Source organism: Nostoc sp. MS1, assembly GCF_019976755.1.
Classification (GTDB): Bacteria; Cyanobacteriota; Cyanobacteriia; order Cyanobacteriales; family Nostocaceae; genus Trichormus.
In genome coordinates this window covers 2,106,520-2,121,493 of record NZ_AP023441.1, presented here as the reverse complement: position 1 = coordinate 2,121,493, position 14,974 = coordinate 2,106,520, and the positions used below count along the sequence as shown (strand labels likewise).

Below are 14,974 nucleotides of genomic sequence, written 5' to 3'. Positions count from 1 at the left end.
AACGTATCTGACTACGGCTATAATACCAATTTTATATTTTGGATTTTGAATTAAACAGCTTTGACTAACTCCTCTGTTAGTACAGAGGAGATTTTTTTTTAGAGATTTTTATGATGCTTTTACTAAATATGATTTTTCTTGCGTTGAACTAGCCACAAGCCAAGAAAAGCGATCGCAACTCCAGCGATAATAAAGCAGGGAACATAACCATAATTATCTACAACTCTGCCAAACACCGCCGCACCAATTCCTTGACCAATAAATAAATTAAAGGCAAACAAGGAAACCGCAGTACCTCTAGCTTCTGGTGCTAATTCTGTGGCTTGGGTTTGCAGTGTGCTGTGCATCATATAAAAACCTAACCCCATCAACACACTCAAGGGAATGAAAAATCCCCAGTTGGGTAAAAGCGCAATTCCTAAAAAGCAGATAGACATTAAAATTCCGCCTACACCCATCAAACCAATTTCCCCCAAGCGCCTTACTAGCCACTGCACACAACGGCTGTAAATTAATCCCCCAATACCAAAGCCACTCAACATAAAACCAATGGCCACATAGGGTAAATCATATCTGTCGCGGAGGAATGCGCCAACATAAGCAAATGCTCCAAACAAACAAAAACCCTCCACAAATACCCCAATAATCACAGTCTGCGCTACAGGTTTAGTCAATAGTTGATAGTAAGGTTTAAATGTGTTCCAACCTAGCCGAGTTTGCGAATGTTTTTCCTTCAAGTGGCGTGTTCCTCGCCATAGGATACCTGCAATTACTAGAGAAACCACCCCGAAAACTAGAAAAATATCGCGCCAACTGAGATATTCCCCAAAAATTCCCCCTAAACTACCACCAAGAATTTGTCCTAGTACCAGCGCACTCAAGTACTTACCAATGGCTGTTTGCCGTTCTGCATAGGGGAAATTATCACCGATGTAAGCTAGAGTCACAGGGATAATTCCCGCCGCAAACATCCCTGTTAAGAACCGCAGTAAGGTAAGTAAGACAATATTAGAGACAAAAGCACATAAAGCCGTTCCTACAGCAAAAGCTGCGAGTGCTGCTGTAATTACCTTGAGTTTACCGATGCGATCGCCCAATGGCCCATACACCAATTGAAACAAACCATAAGGAATGGTGTACGCCGAAACAATCACAGCCGCACTCCCCACTCCCACCCCAAATTCTTCAGCAATAATGTGTAGCAAAGGATCAATCACCCGTACATCAGCAATTACCATAAAAGCTGCTGCACCCAGCAATCCTAATGAAACAGATGGTTTAGTCATTAGTCATTAGTCATTAGTCAACAGGAAGGGAAAAGGTAAGGAGTAAAGGATTTAATTTTTCCCTTTCCCCTTTCCCCTTCCCCACTCCCTACTCCCCTTTCTCTCATCTCTGTACGGTATTTGCTGATTGATTAAACAAAAGATTACGGGATTTCTCGATATCTAATGCTTGGTTTTTAAAGGCTTCTGCTTTCTCATAGGCGCGAATTACAGCTGGGCGTGCTTTAATGGCTTCAAACCAGCGCTTGAGGTTGGGGAAGTCTTCTAGGTTTTGGTTTTGGCTTTCATGTGGCACTATCCAAGGATAGGCGGCGATATCGGCAATGGAATAATGACCTGCTACAAATTCTCTGTCTGCAAGTCGTTTATTTAATACTGCATATAAACGTGCTGTTTCGTTGACGTAGCGGTTAATGGCGTACTCAATCTTTTCTGGCGCATATCTATTGAAGTGATGGTTTTGTCCAGCCATTGGCCCTAGTCCAGCCATTTGCCAGAATAGCCATTGTAAAACTTCTGTGCGAGTGCGCAAATTCTCAGACATTAACTTTCCGGTTTTTTCTGCCAAATAAAGCAAAATAGCCCCAGACTCAAACACAGAAATCGGTTCGCCCCCATCTGGTGGTTCATGGTCAACAATTGCAGGGATACGATTATTGGGGGAAATTTTGAGAAACTCTGGCTGGAATTGGTCGCCAGCACCAATATTTATCGGGATGATGTTGTAAGGTAAACCGACTTCTTCTAAAAAAATAGTAATTTTGTGACCGTTGGGAGTTGTCCAGTAATAAAGGTCAATCATAGTTACTCTCCGATTGTGTGTGTTTTTGCACCTAAATTTTGCCTTGTTCTACTCCTGACTATTGCTTTGTCAGGCTGTTATCTTTGATCAGAAAATTATGAGCAAATGAGAACTCAACGATGAGACTGCATTACAACAAAACTGTGAGCTATTTGTTCATGCCTTTAGGCTTATTAAATCTAGTTTTGGGTAGCATTCTCCTGGTAAGAGGTCAATTTACCTTTAGCATCATCATTGGCGCAATTATCATTTTGCTAGGCTGGGGATATTGGCATAAACCTTATGTGACGATTCAACCGAACCAGTTCATTATTCATACTCCTTTAGGATGGCCACAACGCATCTACAGTTTCAATGCTCCTGAAGACGTAAAAATCGTTCATAAAAAGATATTGCTCAAACAAGACGGCGAATGGAAACGCTTACCTGTCTCCAAATTAATTATGCAGGCTGAGGATTGGTTAGCCTTGCAGAGAAGATTTGGGGAGGTTGGGGAGTAGGGAGTATGGAGTAGGGGGAGATGAGGGAGATGAGGGAGAAAAATGTTTTTGGTTACTCAACAAATAATTCATTTTTCTTCCCCCACTCCCCCGACTCCCTCATCTTCTAAAACTTTTCAATCCAAGGACGCAGTTCTATTTCCCATGTCCAAGCACTGCGGGGTTGACGGAGGATGTTGAGGTAGGTTTGAGCGATCGCATCTGGATCTAGGGTACTATCAGGGTTGTCTGCTGGGTCAAGGCGAGATGTAGAGCGAATCGCGCGATCTATAACAAAGTGGGCTACGTGAATATTCTGGGGTGCAAGTTCTCTGGCAATGCTCTGAGCTAAACCACGTAGGGCAAATTTACCCATTGCAAAGGGTGCTGAGTGGGGATATCCTTTGACGCTGGCTGAGGCTCCAGTAAAGAAGATAGCGCCACTGCCTTGTTGTAACATTCTTTTGGCGGCCTCTTGGGCTACTAGAAAGCCTCCATAAGCAGAAACTTCTAAGGTTTTCGCTACATCACCAGGGTCTAGCTCAATCAACGGCCCCCGCACTCGCCAACTAGGGTTGTATACAACAACGTTGGGAGAACCTAATTTATTGTCAACGTCAATAAATAACTGCTTGACTTCATCTGGTTTAGTAGTGTCGGTAGCAAAACTCACTGCTCCAATTTCATTACTTAACTGTGCAAGTTTATCTATTTGCCGAGCAGCTAAAGCTACTTTAAATCCTTCTTGAGCAAACAAGCGAGCTATTGAGGCACTAAGCCCAGTACCCGCTCCTACTATCAGGGCTGTTGTTGGCATAAGTAGCATTTTCCTTGATTATGATTAATTTTTAGCCAGCATATATGCCTCAGATAGCATTTGCTTTTACTCTGTGTCTGTATTGGTCAGGACTTATACAGATTTTGAGTTTATATTTTATATTAAGAATTTTTACTAATCAAATCGCTAGAATACTTCAAGTAAAACATAATTTGATGATATCAAAATTGCTCTTAACCTCAATAATAACCATTACAATTTAGTATTACGTCATCCTACTTTAGTAGGATGTCAAAGTATATACTTTGAGATAGTTGAAGATAGTGGCTAAATATTGTTACTTTGCTAAGTGAAAAATTAGTCTTTATGCCCATCTATCAGTTAAAGCTTAATCTTATTAATGTGCTAAATAACGTCTCAAAGTTTATAAGTATATTTGTTACTTTACTAGGTTGTGCTGTACTGTTAGGCTGGTACTTTGATATTACAGTTCTTAAAAGCATCTCTCAAGCGTGGGCAACGATGAAACCTAACACTGCGTTAGGTTTTATTTTGTCTGGTTTATCATTAAATTTCCTTCATTCAACGAAAAAAAATCAGCGTCGAATAGCTCAGATATTGGCTATAGCGATCGCACTATTAGGCTTACTTACCCTTAGTCAATATTTATTTGGCTGGAATTGGGGAATTGATCAACTGCTATTTTCCCATCAACTAAAAGTTATCAGCCAAAGTGGGTCAAATACCCCTAATTACCCTGGTCGAATATCACCAGTATCAGCACTCAATTTTAGCTTAATTGGTTGTGCATTATGGCTCTGTGCTTCTAGAAGTACTCGTTATCGGCAAATACAATTATTGACATTTGTAACTAGTTTAACATCCCTACAGGTCGTGATTGGCTATATTTACGGAGTCAAACTGTTATTGGGGTTGTCATCTTTGACGCACACTGCAATTCACACAGGTATAACTTTTTTCCTACTCTCGGTTGGTGTCTTACTGGTAGCCCCGTCCGAGGGTTTTATGGGTTTAGTCATCAGTGATAGTGTAGGCGGAATGACGGCGAGAATGCTACTGCCAGCTGCGATCGCTATTCCTTTTTGCTTAGGATACTTGGCATTAGTTGGCGTGAAAATGGCATGGTTCGATTATGCCTTTGGCTTGAGTCTCCATGTAACTGGTAATGTCGCCGCTTTTATTGGCTTAATTTGGTACTATGCTAAAGGATTAGATAGCTTAGAGATCAAGCGGAAAAAAATAGAGGAAGCATTGAGAATTGCTTATGCCTCAGAAGCTTTACATCAGAGTGAAACTAGATTTCGGCGAGCGATATTTGATGCACCTTTGCCAATGATGTTGCACGCCGAAGATGGAGAAGTCTTACTAATTAATCATGTTTGGACAGATATTACCGGATACAGTATCGACGAAATCAGGACAGTTGCAGATTGGACTCAAAAAGCTTATGGTGAGCATCGAGAACAGGTGCAATTAGAGATGAACCGCTTATATAGTCTTGATAAGCGAATTGCAGAAGGTGAATACACTATTAGAATTAGCACTGGTGAGACACGCATCTGGGATTTTTACTCTGCACCCTTGGGAAAATTACCCGACGGCAGAAGTCTCGTAATTAGTACAGCGTTTGATGTTACACAGCGCAAGCAAGCAGAAGCGCAATTGCGGCAAAATGCTTTTTATGATGGGCTGACAGGTTTAGCAAATCGCGCTCTGTTCATGGAACATCTACAACACGCCCTCCAGCAAACTAAACGGCAGAAGGATTATTTATTTGCTGTCTTGTTTCTGGATTTGGATCGATTTAAGGTGATTAACGATAGTCTGGGACACATTAAAGGAGATCAATTTTTAATTGCTGTTGCTCAAAGATTAGGAGTTTGTATTCGCGCTACAGATATAGCCGCACGGCTGGGGGGCGATGAGTTTACTATCCTACTAGAAAATATACAAGATGTCTCAGATGCAATCAGAGTAGCAGAGCGAATAAAACAAGAATTAAAATTACCCTTGAATTTGGATGGACAAGAAGTATTCACCAGTGCAAGTATTGGTATTGCCCTAAGTTCAACTGTCAACTACGACCATCCAGAACAGCTGCTCAGAGATGCTGATACGGCAATGTATCGAGCCAAAGCTTTGGGAAAATCGCGCTACGCCTTATTTAATAGAGATATGTATGCTAATGCTTTGATGCGGTTGCAGTTAGAGGCTGATTTGCGTCGAGCATTGGCACACCAAGAGTTTCTAGTTTATTATCAACCAATTGTTTCACTCGTTAGTGGCGATATTTTAGGTTTTGAAGCACTGCTACGCTGGCAACATCCAGAGCGTGGTTTACTTAATCCTAGAGATTTTGTTCCCTTAATGGAAGAAACTGGACTAATTGTCGAGATTGGTTACTGGGTGCTGTATGAAGCGTGTCGCCAGATGCAGGCTTGGCAAGTAAGCCATCCTCACAATTCATTAAGGAAAATAAGTGTTAATCTCTGCGCCAGACAATTTTCCCAGCCAAATTTGATCGAACAGATTCAGCAAATTTTAGACTCAACAGGTCTTGATTCTAGTGCTTTAGCCTTAGAAATTACCGAAGGTGTAATTGCTGAAAATAGTGATGAAGCAACTGCCACACTTATACAACTGCGAGAATTAGGTATTGAGATATTAATTGATGATTTTGGTACAGGTTATTCTTCTTTAGGTCGCCTTTCTAGTTTTCCAGTTAGTGTGTTAAAAATTGACCGTTCCTTCGTTGAACCAATGACTAGTGATAACCGAAATCTAGAAATTATCGAGATTATCATCGCGTTGGCACATAAACTAGGTATGACAGCGATCGCTGAAGGTGTAGAAACACAAGAACAAGTAACACTTTTAAGTAAGTTAGGTTGTGAGTCTGTTCAAGGCTACTTTTTCTCTCGTCCCTTACCTAGTTCAGAAGCAGGTGCGTTAATTAGTTAGTTGACTGTTGACTGTTGACTGTTGACTGTTGACTGTTGACTGTTGACTAATGACTAATGACTAATTAAGATAATTTTGTTAAAAATCCCAAAAGTTTTTTCGTTCTTGGTGTTAGAAGTGTACGGCGATAATTGTCGGCGGCTTTTTTAATGGCTTCTGCTTGAGTAGGATAAGGATGAATTACGTTACTTAACTTGCTTAAACCTACATTGTTAACAATTGCTGTGGTGACTTCGGAGATCATCTCTCCGGCGTGAGCGGCGACAATGGTAGCACCAAGGATTTTATCTGAGCCTTTCTTGTGGTGAATTTTGAGCAAACCTTCTTCTTGAGCATCTGCGATCGCTCTGTCTACACTACTAAAAGGTATCTTAATTGTCTCTACATCAATACCCAATTCTTTGGCTTGGCGTTCATACATTCCCACATGGGCAATTTCTGGGTCAGTATATGTTACCCAAGGCATTACTAAACTACTAAGTTTTGACCTTCCTAAGCCAAAGGGAGAAAATAGGGCATTTTTAATCACAATTCTGGCGGCTGCATCGGCTGCGTGGGTAAATTTCCAGTCCATGCAGATATCGCCTGCTGCGTAAATCTTGGGGTTTGTTGTTTGCAGGTAATCATTAACCTTTACACCCAAGCGCTGATCGTATTCTACCCCGACAGCTTCTAAATTCAATCCTTCCACATTAGGCGATCGGCCTGCACCAACTAATATTTCATCTACCGTCACAGAATCACGACACCCGTTAGCGCAAAAGTACAACCGTTTACCCTCTGTTACTGTGACTACTTCTTCTACCTTGGCATTTAATATCAAGCGAATCCCATCACGAATTAACGCCTGTTGGACTATTTGCGCCGCCTCAGCATCTTCTTTATTCAAGACATGGGAACCGCTATGAATCAGCACTACCTCACTTCCCAAACGCCGGAAGACTTGCGCCAATTCGCAACCAATAGGGCCGCCACCAATTACCGCTAACTTTTCCGGTTTTTGAATGAGAGAAAAAACCGTCTCATTAGTTAAATATCCCGCTTGTTCAATTCCCCTAATTGTAGGTTTTGCTGCCCTTGCGCCAGTAGCAATCACAGCCTTTTTAAATTTCAGCGTTTTACCAGCTACATCTACGGTGTTGCTGTTAGTAAATTTACCACTACCCAAGAAAACATCAATTCCCATTGATGCAAAGCGTTCAGCCGAGTCATGATGACTAATTCCTGCTCTCACCCGGCGCATCCTCGCCATAACTGCGGGAAAATCAATATTAATCTGCTTAGAAACGTTTACCCCCAAATTTTTGGCATTGCTAATTTCCCCAACCACTCGCGCAGAGCGAATAATAGTTTTAGAAGGTACACAACCTAAATTTAGGCAATCTCCACCCATGAGATATTTTTCAATCAAAGCCACCTTTAAACCCAAACCCAACCCCGCCGCACCAGCCGCCACAACTAAGCCAGCCGTTCCCGCGCCAATAACTACCAAATCATAAGTATCCGCAGGTTGAGGATTTACCCAATTAGACGGATGTACATAAGCAACCAATCTCTGATTATACTCATCCACAGGGCGAACAATGACTCTATCTAGTTCGGAGTTAGACATGAGAAATCCTCTTGGGTGTTTTAGGTGTCATAGTAATTAATAATTACGATTAGACAGAATCTAGCTTTAAAAGTTTAAAGATATTGTGGAATGTTAAACAATTGGTATTAAATATTAGGAAACGGATATTTTTACCATAATTTTTGTGTAATTTGTTACTAATAAAATCAATATATTTTCAGAAGTCTAACATAATTTGTGGATATTGATATTACATTTATTTTACATTTAACATTTCTAGTATCAAGGGTATTTCCTGATTTTCACTTTTCACTCCACCAAGATGAAATCATTTTTTCTAGCTACTAATATGTCACAATAAAAATCAAGTCAAGAAATAGCCATAAAGAACTCTATTTTCAATTAATCTAATTGTTTTTACATCTATGAGTAGACATATATACGACGTTATGATAGTTGGTGCTGGCCCTGTTGGTTTGGCTACAGCTATTGGCTTACGCAAGCGAGGTATTGAAAATATTATTGTACTAGACCAAACTCGCGCTTTTCGTCAAGTTGGGCAAGGTTTGGATCTTCTGCCTAATGGATTAAAATCACTCAAGTATTTAGATGATGATGCTTATGAAGCAGTAAAAAAAGCTAGTGTAACTTTTTCTATTTCTCAATCATCAAATACAGATCCAAAAAAAGCTGACACTTTACATAAATGGCATTATAGAAATTTGCAAGGTGAGATAATTCGCTCAATTTCTCTTGAATTTGATAATTGGTATCAAGAGTATGGTGAAGGTCGAGTATCAATTTCTTGGTACAATTTACAGACAGTTTTAAGAAGCTTATTTCCTGAAGATATGGTGAAAGCTAATCACCGTTGTATTCATCTTGCAGATGAGTTAGAGAATAGATGTGTGCGAATAGATTGTGTATCTGATGCAATATTAGAGATTAATCCTTATGCTCATTGGCAGGACGTTAATTCGGAAAAATCACAAGTGGATTCTCCGCAATCAGTTGGTAAATCTTTCCGAGCTAAAATACTTGTTGGCGCAGACGGCATTAACTCGACAATTCGCAAAATTATTTATAAAGATAGTCCTGATCAAGATTTTGCCAAACCAGAATATTCTGGGTTTGCAGCCATATTTTCTCAAGATACTATTGATGTCCAGAAAGAACTAGCCACGGAACTCGAAGATAAATTTTTGCAAGGCTCACCAATTACTACTGTTTGTCATGATGAAATGTCTAAAAATGCGGTTGGTGAGATGCAGGATACGAGGATATTATTATTCCACAGAGCTAATGGTAAATTTGGTTATGTTATACATTTACCTATGGCTTTGGAATCTATACAAAATCAGTATGGTAGTAATTTGCAAAAGTTAACTGTACAAGCACTTGAAAAAGCACAATTCCCTGATACGTTGAAGGAATTAGTACGTATATGTCCAGCTAGTAATATACAAAAGCGTCCATATTATATTCATCGTGTGACTAGTTCAGATACAAGTATTCAACCAACTTGGAGTGCTGGACGAGTTGTATTAGCTGGTGATGCAGCACATGGAATGCCGCCATTTATGGCTCAAGGTGCTAACCAAGGCTTAGAGGATGCGCTAGTTGTCTCTACATTAATTGCTAAAATTGCCAAAGATAATCACTGGGATAATAGACAGGCTGTAGAAACAGCTTTCCAAAAATATGAATCGCTACGTCGTCCATTAATGGCGTATGTGCAGCAGGCTACATTAAAAAGATTACCTTACTCTTCAGATGTAGACTGGCAAAATTATAGTCAAACGCTTTACAAACGTGACTTTAGCCAAATATTAGAGACTTTTGCTTAAGTTTGATCAAGCTGCTACAACCGATTTTTACTAGGTATAACAATCATCGCAAAATAAGGCACTTCATCTGGATCAACCTCATCTAAAGGTAAAATCCTCTGCTGTGCCATTGTTGCCCGCTCGATATACAATGCCCGTGATGCTAATCCCAATTGATGTAAGATATCTCGCACTTTGGAAAAATGCCTACCTAATTTCATAATGGCGGCTGCATCGGTGGTTAATAATTGGGTGGTGAGTTCTTCGGCGGGGAGAGGCGCAGGTAGAACGGTAAGAATATCGTTGTAGTAGGTGAAGGGAACACCCAAGGATACAGGACAGGCCATTAAGGAAGATACACCAGGGACGACTTCTGTTTGGTACTGTTCAGATAAGCGTGTGAATACATACATAAAGGAACCGTAAAAAAACGGGTCGCCTTCACACAACACTACTACATCCCGTCCGGCTGCGAGATGTTCGGCTATGGGTTCTACTTCCTTGTCGTAGATTTCTTTGGCTTTTTCTGGTTCTAAGGCACGGGGGAGGTGAAAGGAAACTTCGATTTGTTGATCTGTTAAATAAGGAGAGGCGATCGCTCGCGCTATACTCTGTTTATCTGTGGCTGATTGATAGGCAATCACAGGAACAGACTGTATCAGCCGTAATGCTTTAATAGTCAATAGTTCGGGGTCTCCTGGCCCGACACCAACCCCGTAGAGACGACCTTTATTCATGATTATTCTTCCTCCGTTGCCAGGGCGTTAACTGCGGCGGCGGCGATCGCACTTCCACCCCGCCGACCGTGTAAAGTCATAAATGGTACATTCCGGCTATCTGCTGCCAATGCTGCTTTTGATTCAGCCGCACCCACAAACCCCACAGGAAAGCCTAAGATTACCGCAGGTTTGGGGTATCCAGCATCTAACATTTCCAACAGGCGAAACAAAGCTGTAGGCGCATTACCAATGGCGACAACTGCACCTTGTAGGTATGGTTTCCACAATTCCAAAGCCGCCGCCGACCGGGTATTCCCCAACTTTTGCGCTAGTTCTGGTACTTGGGGTTCATTCAAGGTGCAAATAACTTCATTGTTTGCTGGTAAACGCCGCCTCGTCACCCCATTAGCTACCATGCGACAATCACATAAAATCGGTGCGCCTGCTTCTAGTGCAGCCCTTCCCGACTGCGCCAACATTGAGGAATATCCCAAATCTGTAACAATATCCGTCATCCCACAAGCATGGATGAGGCGAACAGCAACCTTAGCAATATCTGGCGGTAAGATATCTAGGTTTGCTTCCGACCGGATGATAGCAAAGGAATTACGGTAGATTTCATTGGCATCGCGGATATAATCAGACATGGGATTTGGGCGAGATAATAACTGTTTTAGTCGGGTAAGTCCAACTCGATGAGTGAATTTACCAAAGGATTCATCAGGATTTAATTGTTGGCTTTTATACAACTCAAGCATTCTTTCCATGAGTGTAGGCATTTCAGCAACAGTTATATCTTGATAAAGTTGATGACCAAATTTATTTTTGCTGTCACCTTCACCCACGTACACTTGATATCTTTCCTCATTCTCGTAATTAACGCCAAGTAACGTAATATCGCTGTTGTTGTGTTGGGCGCAGGATTTCTCACAACCGCTAAAGTGGATATTGATTGGACGTTCTAAGGTAATACGAGATTGTAAATAATCTGCTAATGCCAACGCATGACTTTTAGTATCAGTAGCAGCAGCAGCACAACCTTGGTTTCCCGAACAAGCTACCAATCCACTTTTAATATTCGTGGGTGAGAAATCTAATCCTAACCCAACAATTTGATTCTGAACATCAGTAAGCCACTGTTTGGGAATGTCTGTTAACAGCAAATTCTGCCAAGGTGTTAATCTGAGGTTTCCTTTGCCATATTTAGTAGATAAATCAGCTAAACCTCTTAACTGTTTAGTTTCTAAACGACCAAGGAGTAAGACAAGACCTATGTAATATAAGCCTGTTTGGCGTTGGGGATGAATGCCGATGTGGTGGTATGGGGGAGATGATGGAGATGGGGAAGATGGGGAGCAATTTAAGGAAATGGGTAAGCGTTCCTCGACTTGTTGGAGATAACTATTTAAACCTATAGTATTAATTACTTCTCGCAGCCGGGGCTTGCGTTTACTGTTAGTATCACTATGAGCTAAATAAACGTCAGCCAAGACTGTTAAGACTGGTAAGCATTCCTCTGGGGATAATAAAATTCTAGTGTCAACGGGTGGGTTTCCCTTTGCACCCATACTAAGACACAGGCGGAAGTAAACCCTACCATCTAGCAAAACAGCAGCAAAAGTGATATCGTTGGGGCGATCGCATACCGAAACTAACCCACCACCATCAAAACAGACGCTAAATTTTGCCGACAGTCCTGACAAAGCAGAATGTTCACTGATGTATTTGTCCCAGCTTGTAACGAAGGGACGGGTATCAATTAATTCTTGAGGATCAATACCAGTCGTAGGACTGGTCATAATATTCCTGATTTGGTCTACGCCTGTATTGCTAGAACCCAAGCCCAAATCTTGTAATTCTTGCAGAACTGAAGAATCTATCTTTTCTTGAATTTCCCGAATTTGGATATTGGCGCGATTTGTCACATCGATATAACTGCCACCGTACTGGTCTGCTATATCTGCGATCGCCTCACATTGTTTACTATTAATAATGCCACCTGGTATTCTCATCCGAGATAAAATCCCATCTTGGGCAGGTGTGGCATAAAATAAGCCAGGACAAGGTGTAAAAGCGGGCAACAAAACTAGAACTCCTTCCCCGTGCGACGCAGGGAGTGACTGTATACACTTGGAATTGGCATTCTGACTCGGAAAGTCAAAAGAAAATTTCTTTGGCCTTTACATTACAGTTGCGGCACAGCCCCGGAATCTCACCGGAGTTTCCCAACACCAAGCCTTAGTAATCTAGCATGAGTAGCTGGTCATAATATTGACTGCTTCATATTTTTCATTAACTTGATAATCTTTGTTAATTAGAATGAATATTATCCTGACACAAATCAAAAGTTTGTTATTGTTTTGTCTGGAAATCATCAAAAAAGAAGCACATTACCTTCTTCTAAACTCGATTAATTTGTGAGACTCAAACACATGGCCATTTATGAGCAAATTAGTAAGGGGTATGATTTAACTCGTCGTGCTGATCCTTATATAACTTCTCGATTAGCCCAACATTTACAAATCAAGCCTAATGATTTGTATTTAGATGTAGCTTGTGGCACAGGTAACTATACAGTCGCTTTAGCCGAGTTTGGCGGAGTTTGGCGAGGAATAGACCAATCCAGCCTCATGATTGATGCTGCAAAAAAGAAGAGTCATACTGTTGATTGGTTGGTTGCTACTGTGGAGAATTTACCTTACGCTAATCAATTTTTTTCTGGTGTAGTATGCACTTTAGCTATTCATCATTTTGCCGATCTAGTTTCAGCATTTCAAGAAATTCACAGGGTCTTGGCAAACGGTAAATTTGTGTTATTTACAGCTACACCAGAACAAATACAGAATTATTGGTTAATAGAGTATTTTCCTGAAGCCATAAGTCAAGCATCTCAGCAAATGCCAAGTTTATCATCTGTCAAATCCGCTTTAGAAGAGGTTAGTTTTAATTCTATACAAATTGAGCCTTACTCTATTCATCAAGACTTACAAGATTTATTTTTATATAGTGGAAAACATCGTCCTGAATTTTATTTAGATGCAAATATACGTGCTGGTATTTCTACTTTCTCTATGTTAGCTTCTGTAGATGAAATTACTCATGGATGCCAAAAATTAGCAACGGATATTAATTCAGGATTCATAAAAGAAGTAATACAGAAATATAAACATGATGAAGGTGATTATTTATTTATTATTGTAGATAAGAACCAATAACTCAAGTAGAACGGCGTGGAAAAAACAAACTATGCAAATAAAAGTGCAATAGGCTCAAACCTTCTTATACCATTTCACAAAAAATCTGATACAGATGCAAACGCCCAAACCTGTGCTACGTATTACTTTCTTAATTTTGAATTGGTATGACGCATAAATAACGAAGAATCAATGGTTGTAATAAAGGTGTAGGTGTTCAAAACCCCCGACTCTCGGATACGCCCAGCTTTGAGCGTAATAGGATCATTAAAAAGATACAGAAAATCAAATTTCTCAGGGACTAGACAAAAAGAAAATTTTCAGCTATATTAAGAAATATGTGAAAAACTAAGGCTCAGTAGCTCAGTTGGTTAGAGCACGGGACTCATAAGCCTGGGGTCGTCTGTTCAAGTCAGACCTGAGCCATTAAAAAAGTAACCTATGTAAAGGTTTCACCTTTCAATCACTAACAGTCTTGGTAGCTAAACATGTGTTTTAAGGCTCCAATGACTATGCAAAATAGTCAGAGGATTATTATGAAAGTTAGTATTGAAGTATTTAAAGGTTATCTTATCTTAGATTAAGATGTCCTAGAGGTTTATTTAATGGCGATCAGAAATACTTATCTTTGAGTCTAGCTGATACCTATGAAGGAAGAGTGGCGGCTGAGATCAAAGCAAGGCAGATAGAGTTAGCTATGATAGCTGGTTACTTTGGCCCTACCTTAGACAAATACAAAGTTGACTATTACCTTTCCACCCCTAAGAAACAAAGGGCATACAGTCTACTTGAGTTATGTATGGGAAAAGTATACTGTTTTTTCTCCCTGTTCTCTTGCCGGCACAGTTATGGAATATTTTTTAGTTGGAAGTCCCTTACTGGAAAACCTAAATTTTCCAACCACTCTCTTCTTTAAGTGTTTGCTTGATACTTGCTTGATTTATTTGAAAGATATCTAATTCAAATTAAATAATTATTAATATTAATAATTATTAACTTAATCCTGAATTTGCTGATCAACAAAATTGCTGAAACATAACATTTTTTGCTTAACCGAAAATCAGAAATTATACGGATATAAATTAAATTAAAAGTATCTAAAATAATAAGTTACTAAAGATATTGATTTATGTTTTGGGGTGCTGAATTATAACAATATTGTTTAACTAAAAAGTGAAATAGTTTTGGTGGCAACAAAGACTTATGAATTATATTTTTAACAAAAAATAATTCATGTGTAAAGCTATCATAGTGTTTTTAGTTTTTAGTTACTATATAAGTCAAATATTTTTTTGACTTATACATTCTGTTACAACTAACAACTTAATTAATTTG

General features: G+C 39.9%; 10 protein-coding genes, 1 tRNA gene, 1 pseudogene and 1 riboswitch. Of the genes and pseudogenes, 5 read left to right on the top strand and 7 right to left on the bottom strand.

Annotated elements, in window-relative coordinates:
- Positions 1 to 122: 122 nt before the first annotated feature.
- Together NSMS1_RS09230 and NSMS1_RS09225 are read right to left on the bottom strand one after the other, a co-directional pair.
- Positions 123 to 1,286, bottom strand: coding sequence for an MFS transporter (locus NSMS1_RS09230; protein WP_224092678.1), 1,164 nt, complete (start codon positions 1,284 to 1,286; stop codon positions 123 to 125).
- Positions 1,287 to 1,389: 103 nt separating this feature from the next.
- Positions 1,390 to 2,088: a glutathione binding-like protein gene (locus NSMS1_RS09225; RefSeq protein ID WP_224092677.1), complete on the bottom strand. Its 699-nt coding sequence runs from the start codon at positions 2,086 to 2,088 to the stop codon at positions 1,390 to 1,392.
- Between the two features lie 119 nt (positions 2,089 to 2,207).
- Between NSMS1_RS09225 and NSMS1_RS09220 the strand changes: the two genes are divergently transcribed.
- On the top strand, positions 2,208 to 2,588 hold the full coding sequence (locus tag NSMS1_RS09220) for a hypothetical protein (protein ID WP_224092676.1): 381 nt from the start codon (positions 2,208 to 2,210) through the stop codon (positions 2,586 to 2,588).
- 106 nt (positions 2,589 to 2,694) lie between these two features.
- Here NSMS1_RS09220 and NSMS1_RS09215 read toward each other — a convergent pair whose 3' ends face one another.
- Positions 2,695 to 3,384 (bottom strand): SDR family NAD(P)-dependent oxidoreductase, encoded by a 690-nt coding sequence (locus NSMS1_RS09215; protein ID WP_224092675.1) that lies wholly within the window; start codon positions 3,382 to 3,384, stop codon positions 2,695 to 2,697.
- Positions 3,385 to 3,867: 483 nt separating this feature from the next.
- Between NSMS1_RS09215 and NSMS1_RS09210 the strand changes: the two genes are divergently transcribed.
- Positions 3,868 to 6,327, top strand: a complete 2,460-nt coding sequence (locus NSMS1_RS09210) for a putative bifunctional diguanylate cyclase/phosphodiesterase (RefSeq protein ID WP_224092674.1) — start codon at positions 3,868 to 3,870, stop codon at positions 6,325 to 6,327.
- A gap of 64 nt (positions 6,328 to 6,391) precedes the next feature.
- Here NSMS1_RS09210 and NSMS1_RS09205 read toward each other — a convergent pair whose 3' ends face one another.
- On the bottom strand, positions 6,392 to 7,939 hold the full coding sequence (locus NSMS1_RS09205; protein ID WP_224092671.1) for a mercuric reductase: 1,548 nt from the start codon (positions 7,937 to 7,939) through the stop codon (positions 6,392 to 6,394).
- 386 nt (positions 7,940 to 8,325) lie between these two features.
- Between NSMS1_RS09205 and NSMS1_RS09200 the strand changes: the two genes are divergently transcribed.
- Complete coding sequence (locus tag NSMS1_RS09200) at positions 8,326 to 9,747, top strand: FAD-dependent oxidoreductase (protein ID WP_224092670.1); 1,422 nt, start codon at positions 8,326 to 8,328, stop codon at positions 9,745 to 9,747.
- Between the two features lie 14 nt (positions 9,748 to 9,761).
- On the opposite strand, the gene NSMS1_RS09195 is transcribed toward NSMS1_RS09200, so the two are convergent.
- The 3 genes and pseudogenes from NSMS1_RS09195 to cobG all read right to left on the bottom strand — a co-directional run.
- Positions 9,762 to 10,463, bottom strand: coding sequence for a precorrin-2 C(20)-methyltransferase (locus NSMS1_RS09195; RefSeq protein WP_224092669.1), 702 nt, complete (start codon positions 10,461 to 10,463; stop codon positions 9,762 to 9,764).
- A 2-nt stretch (positions 10,464 to 10,465) separates the two neighbouring features.
- Positions 10,466 to 11,092, bottom strand: coding sequence for a precorrin-8X methylmutase (locus NSMS1_RS09190; RefSeq protein WP_224095179.1), 627 nt, complete (start codon positions 11,090 to 11,092; stop codon positions 10,466 to 10,468).
- Positions 11,093 to 11,116: 24 nt separating this feature from the next.
- Positions 11,117 to 12,526: pseudogene (gene cobG / locus NSMS1_RS09185) on the bottom strand (precorrin-3B synthase); the annotation flags it as partial.
- A 39-nt stretch (positions 12,527 to 12,565) separates the two neighbouring features.
- Positions 12,566 to 12,696: riboswitch (cobalamin riboswitch) on the bottom strand.
- 181 nt (positions 12,697 to 12,877) lie between these two features.
- Between cobG and NSMS1_RS09180 the strand changes: the two are divergent.
- Both NSMS1_RS09180 and NSMS1_RS09175 read left to right on the top strand, forming a co-directional pair.
- Positions 12,878 to 13,660 carry a class I SAM-dependent methyltransferase gene (locus tag NSMS1_RS09180; protein ID WP_224092668.1) on the top strand — a complete coding sequence of 261 codons (783 nt, stop codon included), beginning with the start codon at positions 12,878 to 12,880 and terminating at the stop codon, positions 13,658 to 13,660.
- 331 nt (positions 13,661 to 13,991) lie between these two features.
- Positions 13,992 to 14,065 (top strand) — tRNA-Met (locus NSMS1_RS09175).
- Positions 14,066 to 14,974: the final 909 nt, after the last annotated feature.

Bases quoted from the DNA above. Each gene is read 5' to 3' on its own strand.
- NSMS1_RS09230 (WP_224092678.1), bottom strand. From the start codon at position 1,286: ATGACTAAACCATCTGTTTCATTAGGATTGCTGGGTGCAGCAGCTTTT.
- NSMS1_RS09225 (WP_224092677.1), bottom strand. From the start codon at position 2,088: ATGATTGACCTTTATTACTGGACAACTCCCAACGGTCACAAAATTACT.
- NSMS1_RS09220 (WP_224092676.1), top strand. From the start codon at position 2,208: ATGAGACTGCATTACAACAAAACTGTGAGCTATTTGTTCATGCCTTTA.
- NSMS1_RS09215 (WP_224092675.1), bottom strand. From the start codon at position 3,384: ATGCCAACAACAGCCCTGATAGTAGGAGCGGGTACTGGGCTTAGTGCC.
- NSMS1_RS09210 (WP_224092674.1), top strand. From the start codon at position 3,868: ATGAAACCTAACACTGCGTTAGGTTTTATTTTGTCTGGTTTATCATTA.
- NSMS1_RS09205 (WP_224092671.1), bottom strand. From the start codon at position 7,939: ATGTCTAACTCCGAACTAGATAGAGTCATTGTTCGCCCTGTGGATGAG.
- NSMS1_RS09200 (WP_224092670.1), top strand. From the start codon at position 8,326: ATGAGTAGACATATATACGACGTTATGATAGTTGGTGCTGGCCCTGTT.
- NSMS1_RS09195 (WP_224092669.1), bottom strand. From the start codon at position 10,463: ATGAATAAAGGTCGTCTCTACGGGGTTGGTGTCGGGCCAGGAGACCCC.
- NSMS1_RS09190 (WP_224095179.1), bottom strand. From the start codon at position 11,092: ATGTCTGATTATATCCGCGATGCCAATGAAATCTACCGTAATTCCTTT.
- NSMS1_RS09180 (WP_224092668.1), top strand. From the start codon at position 12,878: ATGGCCATTTATGAGCAAATTAGTAAGGGGTATGATTTAACTCGTCGT.